Source organism: Burkholderia sp. MR1-5-21 (assembly GCF_053427715.1).
The window spans coordinates 36,077-52,254 of the sequence record NZ_JBSAXD010000023.1 but is presented as its reverse complement, the minus strand read 5'-3'; the positions used below and the strand labels follow the sequence as shown (position 1 = coordinate 52,254).

18 protein-coding genes are annotated in these 16,178 nt (G+C 67.4%); 6 read left to right on the top strand and 12 right to left on the bottom strand.

Features of this window, described 5'->3' with window-relative positions:
- Positions 1–30: 30 nt before the first annotated feature.
- From ACV229_RS27410 to ACV229_RS27355, 12 genes are all read right to left on the bottom strand, one after another.
- On the bottom strand, positions 31–726 hold the full coding sequence (locus tag ACV229_RS27410; protein ID WP_448086323.1) for a sulfite exporter TauE/SafE family protein: 696 nt from the start codon (positions 724–726) through the stop codon (positions 31–33).
- Between the two features lie 253 nt (positions 727–979).
- Entirely contained in the window at positions 980–1,564 is a 585-nt protein-coding gene (locus ACV229_RS27405; RefSeq protein ID WP_448086249.1) for a DUF488 domain-containing protein, read from the bottom strand.
- On the bottom strand, positions 1,561–1,788 hold the full coding sequence (locus tag ACV229_RS27400; protein ID WP_448086248.1) for a DUF2945 domain-containing protein: 228 nt from the start codon (positions 1,786–1,788) through the stop codon (positions 1,561–1,563). The genes ACV229_RS27405 and ACV229_RS27400 overlap by 4 nt, the downstream gene beginning before the upstream one ends.
- Before the next feature lie 92 nt (positions 1,789–1,880).
- A complete protein-coding gene (locus ACV229_RS27395) occupies positions 1,881–3,419 on the bottom strand; it encodes an FAD-dependent oxidoreductase (protein WP_448086247.1) in 1,539 nt (512 codons plus the stop codon).
- 125 nt (positions 3,420–3,544) lie between these two features.
- The gene (locus ACV229_RS27390; RefSeq protein ID WP_448086246.1) at positions 3,545–4,342 is read right to left on the bottom strand and encodes an HvfC/BufC family peptide modification chaperone; all 798 of its coding nucleotides are present in this window, start codon (positions 4,340–4,342) and stop codon (positions 3,545–3,547) included.
- Entirely contained in the window at positions 4,326–5,222 is an 897-nt protein-coding gene (gene bufB, locus ACV229_RS27385) for an MNIO family bufferin maturase (RefSeq protein ID WP_448086245.1), read from the bottom strand. Before bufB ends, ACV229_RS27390 begins: the two co-directional genes overlap by 17 nt.
- 46 nt (positions 5,223–5,268) lie before the next feature.
- On the bottom strand, positions 5,269–5,523 hold the full coding sequence (locus ACV229_RS27380) for a BufA1 family periplasmic bufferin-type metallophore (RefSeq protein ID WP_448086244.1): 255 nt from the start codon (positions 5,521–5,523) through the stop codon (positions 5,269–5,271).
- Between the two features lie 127 nt (positions 5,524–5,650).
- Positions 5,651–6,556 carry a CopD family protein gene (locus ACV229_RS27375; RefSeq protein WP_448086243.1) on the bottom strand — a complete coding sequence of 302 codons (906 nt, stop codon included), beginning with the start codon at positions 6,554–6,556 and terminating at the stop codon, positions 5,651–5,653.
- A 2-nt stretch (positions 6,557–6,558) separates the two neighbouring features.
- Positions 6,559–6,924: a copper resistance CopC family protein gene (locus ACV229_RS27370; RefSeq protein WP_448086242.1), complete on the bottom strand. Its 366-nt coding sequence runs from the start codon at positions 6,922–6,924 to the stop codon at positions 6,559–6,561.
- 17 nt (positions 6,925–6,941) lie between these two features.
- The gene (locus tag ACV229_RS27365; protein WP_448086241.1) at positions 6,942–7,841 is read right to left on the bottom strand and encodes a hypothetical protein; all 900 of its coding nucleotides are present in this window, start codon (positions 7,839–7,841) and stop codon (positions 6,942–6,944) included.
- Positions 7,842–7,942: 101 nt separating this feature from the next.
- A complete protein-coding gene (locus ACV229_RS27360; protein WP_448086240.1) occupies positions 7,943–8,332 on the bottom strand; it encodes a DUF2946 domain-containing protein in 390 nt (129 codons plus the stop codon).
- Positions 8,333–8,507: 175 nt separating this feature from the next.
- Complete coding sequence (locus ACV229_RS27355; protein ID WP_448086239.1) at positions 8,508–8,963, bottom strand: four-helix bundle copper-binding protein; 456 nt, start codon at positions 8,961–8,963, stop codon at positions 8,508–8,510.
- 260 nt (positions 8,964–9,223) lie between these two features.
- On the opposite strand from ACV229_RS27355, the gene ACV229_RS27350 reads away from it, so the two are divergent.
- From ACV229_RS27350 to ACV229_RS27325, 6 genes are all read left to right on the top strand, one after another.
- The gene (locus ACV229_RS27350; protein WP_448086238.1) at positions 9,224–9,595 is read left to right on the top strand and encodes a DUF2946 domain-containing protein; all 372 of its coding nucleotides are present in this window, start codon (positions 9,224–9,226) and stop codon (positions 9,593–9,595) included.
- 147 nt (positions 9,596–9,742) lie between these two features.
- Positions 9,743–10,810, top strand: a complete 1,068-nt coding sequence (locus ACV229_RS27345) for a transporter (RefSeq protein WP_448086237.1) — start codon at positions 9,743–9,745, stop codon at positions 10,808–10,810.
- Positions 10,800–11,366: a peroxiredoxin family protein gene (locus ACV229_RS27340; protein WP_448086236.1), complete on the top strand. Its 567-nt coding sequence runs from the start codon at positions 10,800–10,802 to the stop codon at positions 11,364–11,366. Before ACV229_RS27345 ends, ACV229_RS27340 begins: the two co-directional genes overlap by 11 nt.
- Positions 11,367–11,465: 99 nt before the next feature.
- Positions 11,466–11,951 carry a hypothetical protein gene (locus ACV229_RS27335; protein WP_448086235.1) on the top strand — a complete coding sequence of 162 codons (486 nt, stop codon included), beginning with the start codon at positions 11,466–11,468 and terminating at the stop codon, positions 11,949–11,951.
- A 326-nt stretch (positions 11,952–12,277) separates the two neighbouring features.
- Positions 12,278–13,741 (top strand): PepSY-associated TM helix domain-containing protein, encoded by a 1,464-nt coding sequence (locus ACV229_RS27330; protein ID WP_448086234.1) that lies wholly within the window; start codon positions 12,278–12,280, stop codon positions 13,739–13,741.
- A gap of 118 nt (positions 13,742–13,859) precedes the next feature.
- Complete coding sequence (locus tag ACV229_RS27325) at positions 13,860–15,977, top strand: TonB-dependent receptor family protein (RefSeq protein ID WP_448086233.1); 2,118 nt, start codon at positions 13,860–13,862, stop codon at positions 15,975–15,977.
- Positions 15,978–16,178 lie beyond the last annotated feature (201 nt).

Below are 16,178 nucleotides of genomic sequence, written 5' to 3'. Positions count from 1 at the left end.
GTCACGTGCGCAAGCTCGCAGGGGCGCGCGTTACAGCGGCCTCTTGAACAGGCCGACGGTCAGCGCCGCGCCGATGCACACGATGCCGATCCGCAGGATCCGTTCATTGACGCGATGCAGCGCCCACGAGCCGCACAGGCCGCCGACGATCGCGCCGCCGCCGAGCGCGAGCGCCGCGGGCCAATGCAGGTGCGGCGAGGTCAGAAACAGCAACACCGCCGACGCATTCATCACGCCCGTGAGCGCGTTCTTCGTCGACGCCGCGTGACGCGGCGACAGGCCCGTCATCGTCAGCGCCACGATCATCAGGAAGCCGATACCCCCGCCGAAATAGTCGCCGTAGATCGCGATCGCGAACTGCGCGACGGCGGTCGCGACGGGGCCGAGATGCACCGTCTCCTGGCTCGGCTTGCGGAAGAAGCTGCCCCACGCGAATACGGCGGTCGCGAACAGCACGAGCCACGGCACGAGCCGCGAGAAGATCGACGACGGCGTGTTCAGCAGCAGCCCGCCGAGCGCGCCGCCGACGACGCTGATCGCGAACAGCGCCTTGAACGGCAGCTTGCCCACGCCGCGCACCATGTGGCGGCCCGCCCAGCCGGTCGTGACCTGCGCGGGAAAGAGCGCGACCGTCGACGTGATGTTGGCGGAGAGCGGTGACATGCCCGACACGATCAGCGCGGGCAGCGTGACGAACGAGCCGCCGCCCGCGAGGGCGTTTTGCAGGCCGGCTCAGAGGCCGGCGAGGATGACGAGGGTGAGCATCGGTGCGGGAGCGGAAAATTGGCGGGGGCCTGGCAGCAGCACGGCGAGGCTGTCCGGGCGCGGCGGACGCACGATGGTAATGCAGGATCACGGGTGCGGGAAGCGTTGCGCCGTGGTGTGATCCGCCATGCCGGCGCGTTCGACGCATCCCCGTGATGCGCGGCCGCATCGCTGGACATTTTGCCGGCCATGCGGGCTTCGGCATACCCCGAACTCAATCGGGCCGACGCGGTGGTGTGTCCGGCGCGTCGGCGTCGACGCCAGCCTCGCCGCGTGGATACACGATCGTGCCGTCCGGCTGAACGACGGCCCCCGGGGTCAGGCGCGCGGGTTCGAGGCGGCTCGTCCCCATGATGTGGAAGACCGTCTCGCCGCGCGCGATCAGATAGTCGGCGACGATGCGCCGGTGACAGCGCCACCACACGGCTTCCGCGCACATGACGGCGCAGCGCTGCCGGTGTCCTTGCGCGATCAGGTGATCGAGGCCCGCGCGGAATTCCCCGGATAGCGCGTAGTCGGCGTAGCGATGAAAGCTGTCGTTCGTCCAGAGGCCGTTGACGTCGTCGGACACCGCCCGGGACTTGCCGCGCAGCCCGCCGAGCGCGGCCACGTGTTCGTAGCCGATGTCGAACGCGGCCAGCGCAACGGGGAGCGTCGTCTCGTTGAATTGCGGATTGGTTCGCGATCGCGGCATTTTCCTGACATCCGCGAGCAAGCCGATGTCCACACCATTCAGCAGGCCGATGAAATCGTCGAGCGTGCGGTCGGAATGCCCGATCGTGAAGAACGGCAGCTTCATGCTTCACCTTTGCCGGACATCAGCGTGAGCGCGCGGCCCCGATGCGCGGCGATGTGATCGGTTCGGTCGCTCTTGATCTCGTATTGCGGATCGTCCGGCGACGCATGATGTCGGTAGCCCTTGTAGTCGAAGTCCTCCGTATGGATCGCGATGATCGTGCCCGTCACGTGGCCGGCCTCGGAATTCCACCGGACCCGATCCCCCAGCTTGAACTTCGTCGTCATCGTGAGCCTCCTGTTGCCGTTCGTGCGGCGTCGGGGCGATGGGGCGAGCGCGGCAGACGCGGGCCGGTCGCCTTCGCCGGGCCACGCGCGCGTCATGCCGGCGTCGCCTGCTCGAACGCGGCTTCCGCGCGCAGGCTCGCGAGGTCGCGCCCGACGGTCGCCACCGCGAGCTGCTTGCCGTCGCGCCAGTAGCTGACCGTGCAGTCGTGCGCGGCCGGGTCGCCGTCGACGTCGATGCGATCCCAGTGTTCGGCATGGCCGACGTAGTTGATCGCGACGTCGTAGTGCTGGCTCCAGAAGAACGGAACCGCCGCGAAGCGCTGCCGCTGTCCGAGGATGTTCTGCGCGGCCACCGCGCCCTGGCGCTCGGCGACCACCCAGTGTTCGACGCGAATGCGCTCGCCGGTTCTCGGGTCCGGCCAGCGGGCGATGTCGCCCGCGGCGTAGATGCCCGGTACGCTCGTCTGAAGGAATTCGTCGACCGTCACGCCGCGATCCGTCGCAAGGCCGGCCTCGTCGGCGAGCGCGAGGTCGGGCCGCACGCCGATTCCGACCACGACCAGATCGGCGGGCAGCGCGACGCCGGTCGACAAGGTCACGCGATCCACTTCGATCGCGGCGACCGTCGCCCCAAGGTGGAACACGACGCCGTGCGCCTCATGCAGCGCCCTGACCATGTCGCCGAGCGCCGCGCCGAGGATCCGCTCCATCGGGCGCGCTTCGGGGGCGACCACATGCACGTCGAGCCCGCGGGTCCGCAACGCAGACGCGACTTCGAGCCCGATGAAGCTCGCGCCCACCACCACGCATCGGCGCGCAGCGCCGACCTGCGCGATCAGCGCATTGCAGTCGGCCAGCGTACGGAGCACCGCGACGTGCGCCAGCGTGGCGCCGGGGACCGTGAGGTGCACGGGTTCGGCGCCGGTGGCGAGCAGCAACGCACCGTACTCGACCTCGCTGCCGTCCGACAACGTGAGGGATTTCCGGCCGGGCTCGAGGCTGACCGCGCGCATGCCGCAGTGCACGGAGATGTCGTGATCCGCGTAGAACGTCGAAGGATGCAGCGGCAGCCAATCGGGCTGCGCGGTGCCGGCGAGATAGTCTTTCGACAGGTTCGGCCGGTCGTACGGCAACGCGCGATCGGCGCTCAGCAGCGTAATGGGGCCCTGATACCCTTGCCGCCGCAACGTGCTGGCCGCCGAGTTGCCGGCCGCACCGCCGCCGACGATCACCACCGATTTGGGGTGCGCCGCGGCCGACGCTGCCGACGGGATCGGCGCCTGCGCTGCCGGCAGCGCGTCGCGCACGAACACCTTGCCGTCCTGCTGCTCGACGCGCCAGCAGGTCAGGTCGTTCAGCGCCGGCGCGCCGAGCACCTCGCCGGTCCGCACGCTGAAGCAAGCGTGATGCCACGGGCAGCGGAGCGTATCGCCGACCAGCAGGCCGTCGGCGAGCGGGGCGCCGTAATGCGTGCAGGTTGCGCCGACCGCGAAGCATGCATTCGCCTGCCTCACGAGCAGCACCGGTTGATCGCCGACGTGGCCCGCGATCATGCCGCCTTCGGGAACATCGTCCAACGGCACGCCCTGGGCAAGATCGGGGTCGTCGGGGGACGGAGCGCGTTCGGTCATGGCGTCTCTCCTGGCTGGTCAGGAACAGCACCATTATCGACCTCGATTTCGCCGGAGGAAAGGTACCGCCGGCGGGGCCGTCGGGACGGGCTTCGGCGGTCGTTGGTGGCCGCCGACCCGGCTCGTCACGGCGCTGCCGCGTCGATCGTGCCGGTGATCGCCGAGGTCGTGATCCACGTTTGCCATTGCGCCGTGAAGTCGAATTGCGGATCGATCGCGAGCGCGGCGTCGAGCGCTTCCGCCAGCGTGCTGCGTCGCTGCAGTGCAACGAAGGCCGTGTGCGCGGTCTCGGAGTGAACGAGTACCGTCGGTTTCCACAACGGACGCACGACCAGCGCCCATGCCGGGACGTCGAGCCGCGTCGGGAAGGTTCCGCCCGGCTGATGCGCGAACCAGATGTCGGTAATGGCATAGTCCGACGCAATCGCCGCGCATGCGGGATGGACGGCGAGCTGCGCATCGAGCAGGCGCTCGTCGGCGAGGTCGCGCCATTGCTGCGGCGTGAAGGACGGAACGTCGGCGGCGAAGCAGGCCTCGTGCAGCGCCCATTCGAGACGCGCGACGTCCGCGAAGTAGCGGTAGCGCGCGTCTTGCTCGTACTCGCCGACAAAGGCCGGCAACGCATCGCCAAAGCGATTGAGATCGCCGCTGCGTGACGGATGCGCGCGCGCATAAGCAAGCGACAGCGCGTCGAACCACGCATCGCCGCCGAGCGCGAGCAGCACGGGATACGCGTTCGCGAGCGCCGCGCGCCAGTGGGCGCGGACGTTGCCGCGGTACAGTCCGATTCTTCGGCGCAGCATCGCGTCCGGATCGGATGCCGGCGGCAGCGGCTTCACGTGCGCGATCAGCGACGGCTCGTGCCGAGCATCGTCGAGCGCCTTTGCAAAGGACTGCTGAAGGGACTCAAGTTCGGTGGGCATCGGTCGGACGACCTCCGGATGGTGTCTCGCCGTCGTCGCTCGCGCAGCCGACCCGAATGCGTGCATCGCGCGCGAGCCGCGCTTCATCGACGAGCACGCTCAGCGGCGGAAGGTCCGTATCCCATTCGATCAGCGTCGGCACGTCGCCGAAGCGGCGCAGCGCATGTTCATAGAGACGCCAGACAGCCGGCGCGACGCGCGAACCGTGATCGTCGATGACGGCGGCGTCGGTCACGCGATGCCCGGCCAGGTGAATCTCGCCGACCACCGCGGGCGGCAGCGCATGCATCGCCGCGAGCGCGTCCTCGCCGTGATTGCACTGGTTCACGTACAGGTTGTTGACGTCGAGCAGCACGCCGCATCCCGTGCGGCGCGCGACTTCCGCGAGGAACGCGGCTTCGCCGTAGCGGTCGCCGTCGAATCGCAGCCACGTGGACACGTTCTCGAGCAGGATCGGCCGTCCGAGCACGTCCTGCACCTGGCCGACGCGCGCGCAGACATGATCGAGCGCGGCATCCGTCAGCGGCATCGGCAGCAGGTCGTTCAGGTGGCCGGCGGCCGTCGCGCCCCAGCACAGGTGTTCGGAGACGACCGCGGGGTCGATGCGCGCGACCAGCCGCTTCAGCCGGTTCAGATGGTCGGCATCGAGCGGCGCGGCGGAGCCGATCCCGAGGCCGACGCCATGCAGGCTGACCGGCAGATCCCGCCGCACGCTGGCGAGCACGTGCAGGTCGTAGCCGCCGTCGCCGAAGTAGTTTTCGCTATGCACTTCGACCCAGTCGACCGCCGGTCGCGCGCCGAGAAAATCGGCATAGTGCGCGTGGCGCAGCCCGACCCCGACGCCGGACGGCGCGCGCGCGACAGGCGAGACGCCGGTCATCCGATCTCCACGAGGTGCACGCGATCGCGTTGCGGAATGGCGCGCATCAGATGCCGACCGTGCCGCCCATTTTTCCGCAGGTGCCCTTCGGCACGTTCTTGAAGTCGCCCTTGTCGTTGTCGACCTTGGCGTCGCCCGCGCAGCCGTGCACGCCGGTCTTGCTTGCACAGTCGTTCTGGCCGGCTTTCGCGATGCCGAAGCACTGTTCCGTTTCGGCGGCCTGTGCCGTGGCGGTGGCCGTCGCGGCAACGCCGGCGAGCGCAACGGCAAGCAGGGCGCGTCGGCTGAGATTCGATTTCATTATGGTTTCTCCCGTGTAATGAGGCGAGTATGGATTGAGGATTGGGCACAAGGATACTGCGATGCGACGAATGTCGCATGATCTGTGGTGCGGGGGCTGAAGTGGACATGGATCACGTGCAGCCTCGTCAGCCGCCGGTCGGCGACGTATGCCCCAGCACCGCCGCGATCGCGAGTACGGCGACCATCACGAACGCCTCGACGCGCAGCCACGTGTCGAAGCGGGCTTGCGCGGTCGTGAAGCCCGGACCTTCGTGCTGCGCATGCGCGCACAGCACGGGCAGGACCACCAGCCGGTTCCAGCCGCCCAGCGCTACCGCGGCGGCGACGCACGCGAGCTTCGCGGCGAGCAGCCGGCCCCACGGCATGCCGAGGAGCGGCGCGCTGGCGTGCGCGGTGTCCTGCATCACGTTATAGAAGCCCGTGATCAGCACGACGATCAGCGAAGCCGTAGCCAGATACGACAGTCCGCTGCGGAACGCGGCCTGTTGCTCCGCCATGTCGCGCATGATCGGCGCGGACCGGCGCAGCACCACCGCCGCGACGATCACGCTGCCGGCCCATAGCGCCGTCGCGCACAGATGGACGACATGGATCGCTTCACGCACCGACAGGTCGCCCGCGTCGGCCGCGTGGCTGGCCGCGGCCTTGCCCGCCGCCCACGCAACGAGGCCCGCGGCGAACAGCGGCAGGCCGCGACGGCCGGGCAGGCGGCTCAGCGTTGCCAGCAGCGCGCCGACGAACCCGACCGACCACACGACGCCGTAGTGCGATGCCGTGAGCACGACGGCGACCGCGCGACCGGCCTCGGCCAGCGGCGCGCCGCTCATCACGGCGGCCTGCAGCCACAGGTAGGCGACGGCCGTGAGCGCCAGCGCGATCGCGAGACCCGCCTGCCAGCCGCGCAGTGTTGCCGGCGCGCCGATGCCGCTGCGCTTTGCCATCACCGCGCACGCGAGCGAGCCGGCCGCTGTCGCAAACAGCACGTTCTGTACTGCGGCGAGAACGATCTGCGCTGCGACGAGCGGCTCCATGGTCATTTCACCGTGAACGTGTAATGCCCCTGCGTGCGATGCCCGTCCGCGGCAATGGCAACCCATGACACCGTGTAGACGCCCGCGGCCAGCGGGCTCAGTGCCACCGACATGTGTTTCCTGTTCGATGGGTCGACAACGGCCTTGCCGCTCGTGACGGTGTTGCCATGCGCATCCGTGACGGTGATCGAGCTGAATGCGGGCTCGAGCCCGTCGTCGAAATCGATCGCAACGTCCTTCTGCGACGCGGAGACGGTCGAGCCGGCGGACGGCGCCTGATGGGTAGGGTACGCATGCGCATGTGCGAGCTGGCTGCCGGTGAGCATCAGCGCGACAACGGCGGTGCGTGCGGTTGCGTGCAGTTTCATGAGAGGCTCCTTGTCGTTCAGAACAGCGGCTTGCCGATCGAGTTCGGGAAGATGTCGTCGAAGTAGATATGGGCTTGCACCAGGATGCCCGTATGCGAGCCGGTCGCGCGGTTCACGGGGATCTGCGCCTCGATGCCGAACTGGCCGTAGCGGTTCATCCAGATCACGCCGGGGTTGATGGTGCCCGTCGTCTGCCCGGCACATGCGCCCTCCGTGCAGGTGCTCATCGGGAATTCGACGACGGGAATCAGGTTCGCGAACGGCTGCGGCAGTCCGAGGTCCTTCACCTGCGACTGCAGGTACGGAATGCTGTATTGCACCGTCACGCCCCAGCCGAGCGAGTTCGGTCCGGTATCGGACGACGCGGTCGTCAGGTTCGGGCCGATCGTGCCGGTGATCGCAAGTGGCCGCAGGTAGCCGAGCGACGCGGGCAGGTCGCCGAAGCCCTTGCCGAGATAGACGGTCGGCGTGAACGTCGAAAACTCGTTCGCGATCGACTTGGCGCCGGTTCCGCCGATGGTGGAGAGCAAGCCCACCGACGCCATGAATTCGTGCGGCGCGTTCGCATAGACGAGATATTTGACGCCGAGCGTGATGTTGTCCCAACCCTTCGCGTTGCCGTCCGGCGAGTTCTGGCTCGCGTAGTTGCTCGCGACGCTGAACGCGAGGTTCTTCGTGATCAACTTGTCCCACTCGTATGACACCGTGTTGACGTTCATGTCGTTGCCGTTGCTGTCCGGCACCTTGATGTGGCTGAACTGCACGTTGAATTCGTCGCCGACGCCCGGGTCGTCGACCGCCATCGTCGCCGGAAAGACGCGGTCGCCGACGACCGCGTGAGCGGTGGCGTCGAACGACGCGACGCTTGACGCAAGCGCGCATAGCGCAACGGCGCCCCATTTGAATGTGGTTCGCATGATTAGGTCCCGATTTCGAATGATTGACAGAGGCCGCCGCAACAGACGCGCGACGACCAGCGATGCCGTTTAACGACATCGCGGGAGAACCTCGACGAAGGTCAGGACAAGGCGGGGGGCGCGCGCGGCTGGGCCGGCGTCTGCACCGTGTACGGGCGGAACGCCGCGGCGATGAAGGGGGGAGGGAAGACACGGCTCAGCGGCGCGACGCTCGATACGACGGCGACGCTGGGCAAGGCCGGAGAGTGCGCAATCAGTCCGCAATAAGGGCACGCGTCGCAGAGCGGCGACGAATCGGAATCATGGTGGTGCCCGGCATGGGCATCCAGCGCAACCTCGACGGCCGGATGATGGTGATGCAAATGATGAGCGTGATGCTCGACACCGTCATGCGCGTCGCGCAGCACCTGGGACACCGTCGGCGCGACCACGTTCAGCAGGATGGCAAGCATCCCGAGATAAGCCCCGATCTTCAGGCGGCGGCTGAGCATGGCTGTGCAATCCAGCATCGATTCATACTAACAGTATGCGAAAAATCGACGCCAGATTACCCGGCGTTTCCATTAGGCGACGACTGAAATCACCCGACTACGGCGAAGCTGAAGTGCCGGCGGACGCGCGAAAGCGTTTCCGCGACTTGACCGCAGTACGCGTCCGCTGCCGCCTTCAGGTTGCCAACGCTGCCCGGCACTCCTTGGCGCACGCTCGGCACGATTCCATGCAGGCCTTGCACGGAGCATGCTGGTCCGCATGCTTGGCACACTCCGCCGCGCAATCGCTGCATGCATCCAGTGCGATTTTGGCAAGCGCCGGAACATGGGGCGAGTTCTGATTGGCAAGCTGCTGGAGCGCGGTGCAAAGAGAAAGCATTTGCGACACGCTCGTTGCGCAGGCGGCCAGGTCCTGGTTCCCGCTGCCGAGAAGACGGATGCAGTGGCTCACACAGGCCTGTCCCTTCGACACGCACACGCCTGCCGTATCGGCAAGCGCCTGATAGTGACCGCCATGATGCAGGTGGGAGGTTTCCGCGGGGGCGCTTTCCTGGGCCGAAACCCGTTCGATCGTTGCCAGTGCGGAAAGCGCCAGCAGCCCGGTACCGAATAATGCGTCACGTCTGTCCATGTGAGAATCTCCAGGGAAAATTCACCGCAACGACAACACGTCCGAAAGCCCGCATTCGCAGCCGCGAAGGAAAGCGGCAGGAAGCGCCAAATCCTAACATCAATGGCGCGCTGATGGATCACTCGGGCTGTTGCTTTTGCCGGACGTCACGCATCAGCTGCCGGCCATGCAACTCGGCAATACAAATCAATGCGGTGTTGCGCGGATCGCAATTTTCCGCTCGCCGCAACCCGTTTCAACTAGAATGCTCGCACTTTCCGGTGCCCGCCATCATGACCGCACGTTCCCGCAATCGACTGACCGCCTGGCTTGGCATTTTCGCCATGTGGCTCGTCGTCTTCGCGCCGATCGTGAGCCAGGGGCTCGCCGCTCGCGACGGGCATACGCCGACCGCACCGATCTGCTCGGTCGACCGGCAGTCCGACGCCGACAACCACGCGCCGGCGGTCCACTTCGATGCGTGCGGATACTGCGATCTGCTTGCCCATCACGTGCCGGCGCCGGCATCGGCGATGCCGCAACTGCACGCGGTCGAAAGCTACGGCGTCGAACAACCTTCCGTTTCGCTTGCGTTCGTCTCTCGGGACGTCCGCCGGGCAGCCCGCCCGCGGGATTCACCGTCCTTCATCTGAAGCGATCATTTCCGGCCACATAACGAGGCTCCGCCGAATCGCGCGGAACGCCTTTGGCCGCTCGTTTGCAATTCGGACACGCCACATCGTGCATCCGCGACACGCGGATCGCGCGTGCGCGTCCATGCCAGATGAAAGTTGGATGACATGCGAATCGAATCGAAGAAAACCGTCGACGCGGCCCTCGCCGCGCTCGTCTGCCTGACCGGCCTGACCCTGCCGATCGCCGCCCGTGCGTGCGCAACCTGCGGCTGCTCGCTGAGCACCGATGCCGCGATGGGCTATTCGGCGATGCCCGGCTGGCGCATCAGCCTGGATTACACCTTCCTTCCGCAGAACCAGTTGCGCAGCGGAACGAGCGCAGTGTCGCCCGGCGTGCCGGCGGCGATCAACGCGGCAGGCGGCAGCCAGGAAGTCGAGCACCAGACGATCAACCGCTACTGGAACCTCGGGATCAACTACAGCCCGAACCCGAAGTGGAACTTCAGCGCGATCGTCCCGTTCATCGACCGCGGCCACTCGACGTACGGCAACGCGACGCCGGATCAGCTCACCCCCGACAACCTGAGCGGCGTCACGAGCAAGGGGCTCGGCGACATCAAGCTGATCGCCAGCTATCAGGGTTTTCTGCCGACCCGCAATCTCGGCGTGCAGCTCGGGGTCAAGCTGCCGACCGGGAAATACGGCGGCCAGAACGTGCTGACGGGCGCTACCGTCGGCCGCAGCCCGGTGTTTTTCTCGTCCGGCCCGAACAGCGCGGGCGGCCAGACGCTCGATGCGAGCCTGCAGCCCGGCACCGGCAGCACCGACATTATCGTCGGCGCGTACTACTACCAGCCGGTCAGCCAGAACTTCGACGCGTTCGTCAACGGCCAATTCCAGTCGGCCGTGATCGAGAATCTTCATGGCCTCGGCCAGGACTATCGGCCCGGCAACCTCGCGACGGTCAGCGTCGGCCTGCGCTATGAAGAGAACCCGAGGATCGTCCCGCAGCTCCAGATCAACGTGACCCGCAAGAGCGCGGACCAGGGCGCACTCGCCGACACCGCCAACACGGCGGGCACGGTCGTCTATCTGTCGCCCGGCGTGACGGTGAACGTCGTGAAGAACCTGAACGTCTACGCGTTCGTGCAGAAGTCGCTGTACAGCCGCCTCAGCGGCTATCAGCTCTTCCCGCGCTGGTCGGGCACGGTGGGGGCGAGCTATGCGTTCTGACATCGACAGGTCGCCGCGCGCCGGTCGCGGCCGGTCGCGGCGCGACTGGCTGCGCACGGCCGCAGGCGTGGCGCTGGGTGCCTGCGCCGGCGGCTGGCTGCCGGCCGCGCAAGCCGGCGGCCTGGCAGTCGGTCGTCCCGCGCCCGGACTGGTTCTGCACACGCTCGACGGACCAAGCATCGCCACCGACGACCTGCGCGGAAACGTCGTCATCCTGACTTTCTGGGCGACCTGGTGCGAGCCCTGCCGAACCGAGCTGCCGCTGTTGTCCGAGTATGCCGCGCGTCATGCGGCGAAAGGCTTGCGCGTGCTCGGATTCAGTCTGGACGGGCCGGAGAGTCTCGCGGACGTCCGGCACGTGGCGGCCGGCCTGAGCTTTCCGGTCGGCCTGCTGGGCAGTGCTTATGCCGGCGCGTATGGCCGCGTCTGGCGCATTCCGGTGAACTTCACGATCGACCGGAACGGGCTCCTCGTCGACAACGGCTGGGATGACCCGAAGCCTGCCTGGACCGCTGATCGCCTCGAGCGCGTCGTCACGCCGCTGTTGCGTGGTTGAAATGGCAGCGAAATCAACCGAACCCCGCGAACGGATTGATGGCCGGTATAGCAACAGGGGAATCGGTTGTTGTACCGGGCCGATGTACAATCCCGCGCCATGAACGCACTTCGCCACTTTCTGCACCGGCGTGGCGTCGCGCGACAGCTTCTGTGGATTCTGATCCTCGTGCCGCTGCTGTCTCGCGCGCTGATGTCGGGCGCCGTGATGCTCGATCCGGACGGTCCGGATGCGGGCTCGGTGGTGCTGTGCTCCGGCCGCGGTCCGCTGATCCTCGGCGCGACCGCGCTGACAGCGCGTTTCGATGCGAGCGCGTCGATCACGCCGGCCAACGACGCAATGGCGCTCGTCGACGTGCTCAAGAACGGTACCGATGCCGGCAAGCCGGCGTCCGCCGATAGCAGCAACGGTGTCTGTGCGTTCAGCGCGGCACTGTTCGCCGCACTGGCGTCGTTCGTGCTGCTCGTGCTGCTGTTTCCCGCCGCGGCTCCGCGGCGTTTCCGGCTTCCGCCCGACCGTATTCTCCCGGCACGATCGATATTCGACGATCGTCCGCCTTCCCGCGCCCCGCCTCAGTTCTGCTAAACGTTCCGGTGGATTGCCCACGCGCGTCGACGTGCACGGGTATCCACGCCGTTCGTCTCGCTGAACTCGCTACATCAATTCAACCGAATGCTCGCGTCGCGCGGGCGACGTCGGCATGCGCGCCGCGTGGCGCGTGCCGCTACGTCGCACGTCCCGCCGCGGCACGTGTGCCGTTTCGACCCGCGCGCGCCGTACCGTGCCGCCGCCGGTCGGAGCCGCGCGCAACCTGAGACGGCATCGTCGTCGCTGCCGGGTCGCGCATCGCGTCGTGACGAGGGCCGGCCCGGGCCGCCCCTTGCGATCGACGACAACAAGGAGGTAACACTATGTCGACCACCGTCGGGCAGGCGATCTCGCCTGCTCGTTCCGCAAGCGCCGGTTACCGGACGCTCTGGCGCTGGCATTTCTATGCCGGCCTGTTCGTGATGCCGTTCCTCGTGATCCTCGCGATCACCGGAACGCTTTACCTTTTCCAGCCGCAGATCGAGCCGTTGCTGTATCCGCACCGGCTGATCGTCGAGCCGCGCGATACGCCGAAACGCGATGCCGACACGCTGCTCGCGAAGGCGCGCGCCGCGATGCCGGCCGGCGCGGTGCCGGTTTCCGCGCAGGTATCCGATGCGCCGGATCGCAGCGCCGAATTCGTGTTCCGGCTCCGCGACGGCAGCCGGGAGAGCGTCTATGTGAACCCGTACGACGGCAGCGTACTCGGCACGCTGAGCGTCGAGCGCCGCTTCATGCAGATCGACCGGATGCTGCATCGCAAGCTGCTGCTCGGCAAGACGGGCGAGCTGCTGATGGAGCTTGCCGCGTGCTGGACGTTCGTGATGATCGGCACCGGCGTCGCGCTGTGGTGGCCGCGCGGAACGGCGCGCGTCGGGCGCGCGTTGCGGCCGGACCTGTCGCTGCGCGGCCGGCCGCTGTGGAAGAGCATCCATGCGACGGCGGGCGTCTGGCTCGCCGCCGGCACGGTCGCCTTCATTCTGACGGGCCTGCCGTGGTCGGGATCGTGGGGCAAGTCCTTCAAGGAACTCGCGGCGACCGTGAACCTCGGCGCGCCGGAAGGCGCATGGGGCGGCCTGCCCCTGCGTTCGTCGCGTCCGGGCGCGGCACCGGCGGGCGCGAACGCGCGTGCCGCCGCACCCGCCGCGCATCACCACGATGGCGGCGACTCGATGCCGGGGATGGTGATGGACGACCTGCCGCTGCCGCAGACGCCGTGGGCGGTCGGCAACGTGCCCGTTCCGCATTCGCCGTCGGCGCCGACGCCGACGCCGCTCACGCTCGACCGCGCGATCGCGATCGTCGCGGCGCTCGGCGTGACGAGCGGCTACACGTTCGCGCTGCCGGCCGGCCCGGACGGCGTGTTTACCGCGTCGTACTTTCCGGCCGATCCGAAGGCGGAGCGGACGATCTACATCGACCAGTACAGCGGGGCAGTGCTCAAGGACATCCGCTACGACGATTACGGCGCGGTGTCGCAGGCCGTGTCGTACGGCACGTCGCTGCACATGGGCCGGTATTTCGGGCTCGCGAACCAGATCATATGCGCGGTACTGTCGCTCGGGCTCGCCGCGATGGCCGTGACAGGTGCCGTGATGTGGTGGAAGCGCCGCCCGGCGGGCAAGCTGGGCGCACCAACGCGCGAACGTGGTGCGCCGCCGATGCGCGCCTGGATCGCCGGGCTCGTGCTGCTCGGGATCGTGTTTCCGTTGATGGGGATGACGATCGTCGCGGTGTGGCTCGTCGACCGGTTGCTGTTCGGCCGTGCGGCGCGCGCGGCGGCCTGATTCGTTCCGCGCCGGCGCGCTCGATCCGATCGCCCGCCATGACGGCACGCCATGCCGCGACCGCGCGCGGCGCGTGCCGTACACGATCCGTTTTCACCATAACCATACGAAAAACGACATGTTTCCTTTATCCCGAATCGCCATCGCGCTGTCCGGCGCGATTTCTGTTCTTTCCACGTCCGCGGCATGCGCGCAGAGCGCCGCCGCGACGACCGATACACAGGCCGAGCCGGCGTTGCCGGCGATCACGGTCAACGCCACCCGCACGACGGAATCGCTGACGTCGAAATCGACCGAGCACCTGAAGAACACGCTCGGCCAGACCGTCGGCTCGGTCGGCTTCGTCGACGCCGACAGCTACAAAAATACCTACGCGTTCACGCTGCGCGACGTGCTGAAGGACGTGCCCGGGGTGTTCGTCGAGAATCGCTACGGACAGGAGCTGCGCCTGTCGGTCCGCGGTTCGGGGATCGCGCGCGCGTATCACACGCGCGGCCTCGAGATCCTGCAGGACGGCATACCGACCAACCTCGCCGACGGCAGCGGCGATTTCTACCAGATCGATCCGCTCGCGCTGCAGGCGGCCGAGGTCCACAAGGGCGGCAACGGTCTCGCGTACGGCTCGTCGACACTGGGCGGGGCGATCAACTTCGTTACGCCGACCGCGTACACGGCCGACGCACCGAACATCCTGCGCGTCGAAGGCGGCAGTTACGGCACCGTCCGCACGAGTGCGCAGATCTCGCGCGTGATCGGCCCGCTCGATTTCCTCGCGAACTTCAGCGTGAATCACACGGACGGCTATCGCGATCATGCACGCGGCCAGTACGAGCAGTTCAACGCGAACGTCGGCTACCGCTTCAGCCCGATGGTCGAGACGCGCTTCTACGTCGGCGTGTACGTCGTCGACCAGTTGCTGCCCGGAACGCTGTCGCTGTCCGACGCGCTGAACAATCCGACGAAGGCCTCACCGAGCGCGCTATCCGGCGACCAGGCGCGCAACACGCGCACCGAGCGGATCGCGAACCGGACAACGGTGAAGCTCGATTCCGGCGAACTGCAGTTCGACACGTGGGCGATTCACAAGAGCCTCTATCACCCGATCTTCCAGGCGCTCGATCAGGACGGCTGGACGTACGGCTTCGCGCCGCGCTATACGGGCCACCTGAGCGTCGGCGGCATGCGCAACGACCTGATCGTCGGCGCGCGCTTCTTCGGCGGACGCACGCAGGCGAACCAGTACGTGAACGTCAACGGCGACAAGGGCAGGCAGACGCTCGACTCCACGCAGACGGCGTTCAACTACGAGGCCTACGTCGAGAACCGGCTGTTCTTCCTGCCGTCGGTCGCGTTGATGACCGGCGTGAAGGCGCTGCGCTCGGTGCGCGAGTACATCGACAACGGCGGTCTCGCGACCGATCGGGCCTACAAGTCGACGAGCGCGACCTACAGCGGGATCAATCCGAAACTCGGCCTGCTGTGGCAGCCGGACAGGAACACGCAGGCGTATGTCGACGTCACGCGCAGCCAGGACGTGCCCGATTTCACCGACCTGACGCAGACCTTCTCGAACACGACTCGCTTCACGCCGCTCGCGTCGCAGCACGCGTGGACGCTCGAGCTGGGCACGCGCGGCACGCGCGACCGCGTGAGCTGGGACGTGACCGCGTATCGCTCGATCGTGCGCGACCAGTTGCTGCAGTACACGACGAACCCGGACGTTCCGGCGTCGACGTTCAACGCGAACAGGACGGTCCTGCAGGGCATCGAGGCCGGCGCGTCGGTCGAGCTGTTCCGCAACGTCACGGGCCGCGGCGTCGGCGACAAGATCACGCTGTCGGGGCTCTGGAACCTGAACGACTTTCGCTTCAAGGACGATCCGCAGTACGGCAACAACCGGATCGCGGGCGTGCCGCTCAACGTGCTGCGCGCGACGCTCGGCTACGCGCGTCCGAGCGGCTTCCACATCGCCGCGACGCTCGACTGGGTGCCGTCGGGCGCGTGGGCCGACGATGCGAATACGCTGCGCGTGCCGAGCTACACGCTGCTCGGACTGCAGGCCGGCTACGACTTCCGAAACGGGCTGTCGCTGTTCGTCGACGCACGCAACCTGACGAACAAGCGCTACGTCAGCGACATCAGCACGGTCGCGAACGCGCGCACCGCGAGCAGCACGGCGATCTTCTACCCGGGCGAAGGCCGCAGCGTCTTCGCCGGCATGCGTTACGCGTTCTGAGGAGAACAAAAATGAAACGTTCCATTCTGGCCCGCCCGGCTTTCGTGCTGCTGGCCCTTCATGCCCCGGTGTCGCACGCGGCGACCGTTCATGACGAGGTCAGGGGAGCACGGCGGACGGGCGCTGTTTGAACGGCAACCGCGCCCGATACGCAAAGCAAAAGCGCAGGACTCGTTCGCGCACTTTATACGATCGATGACA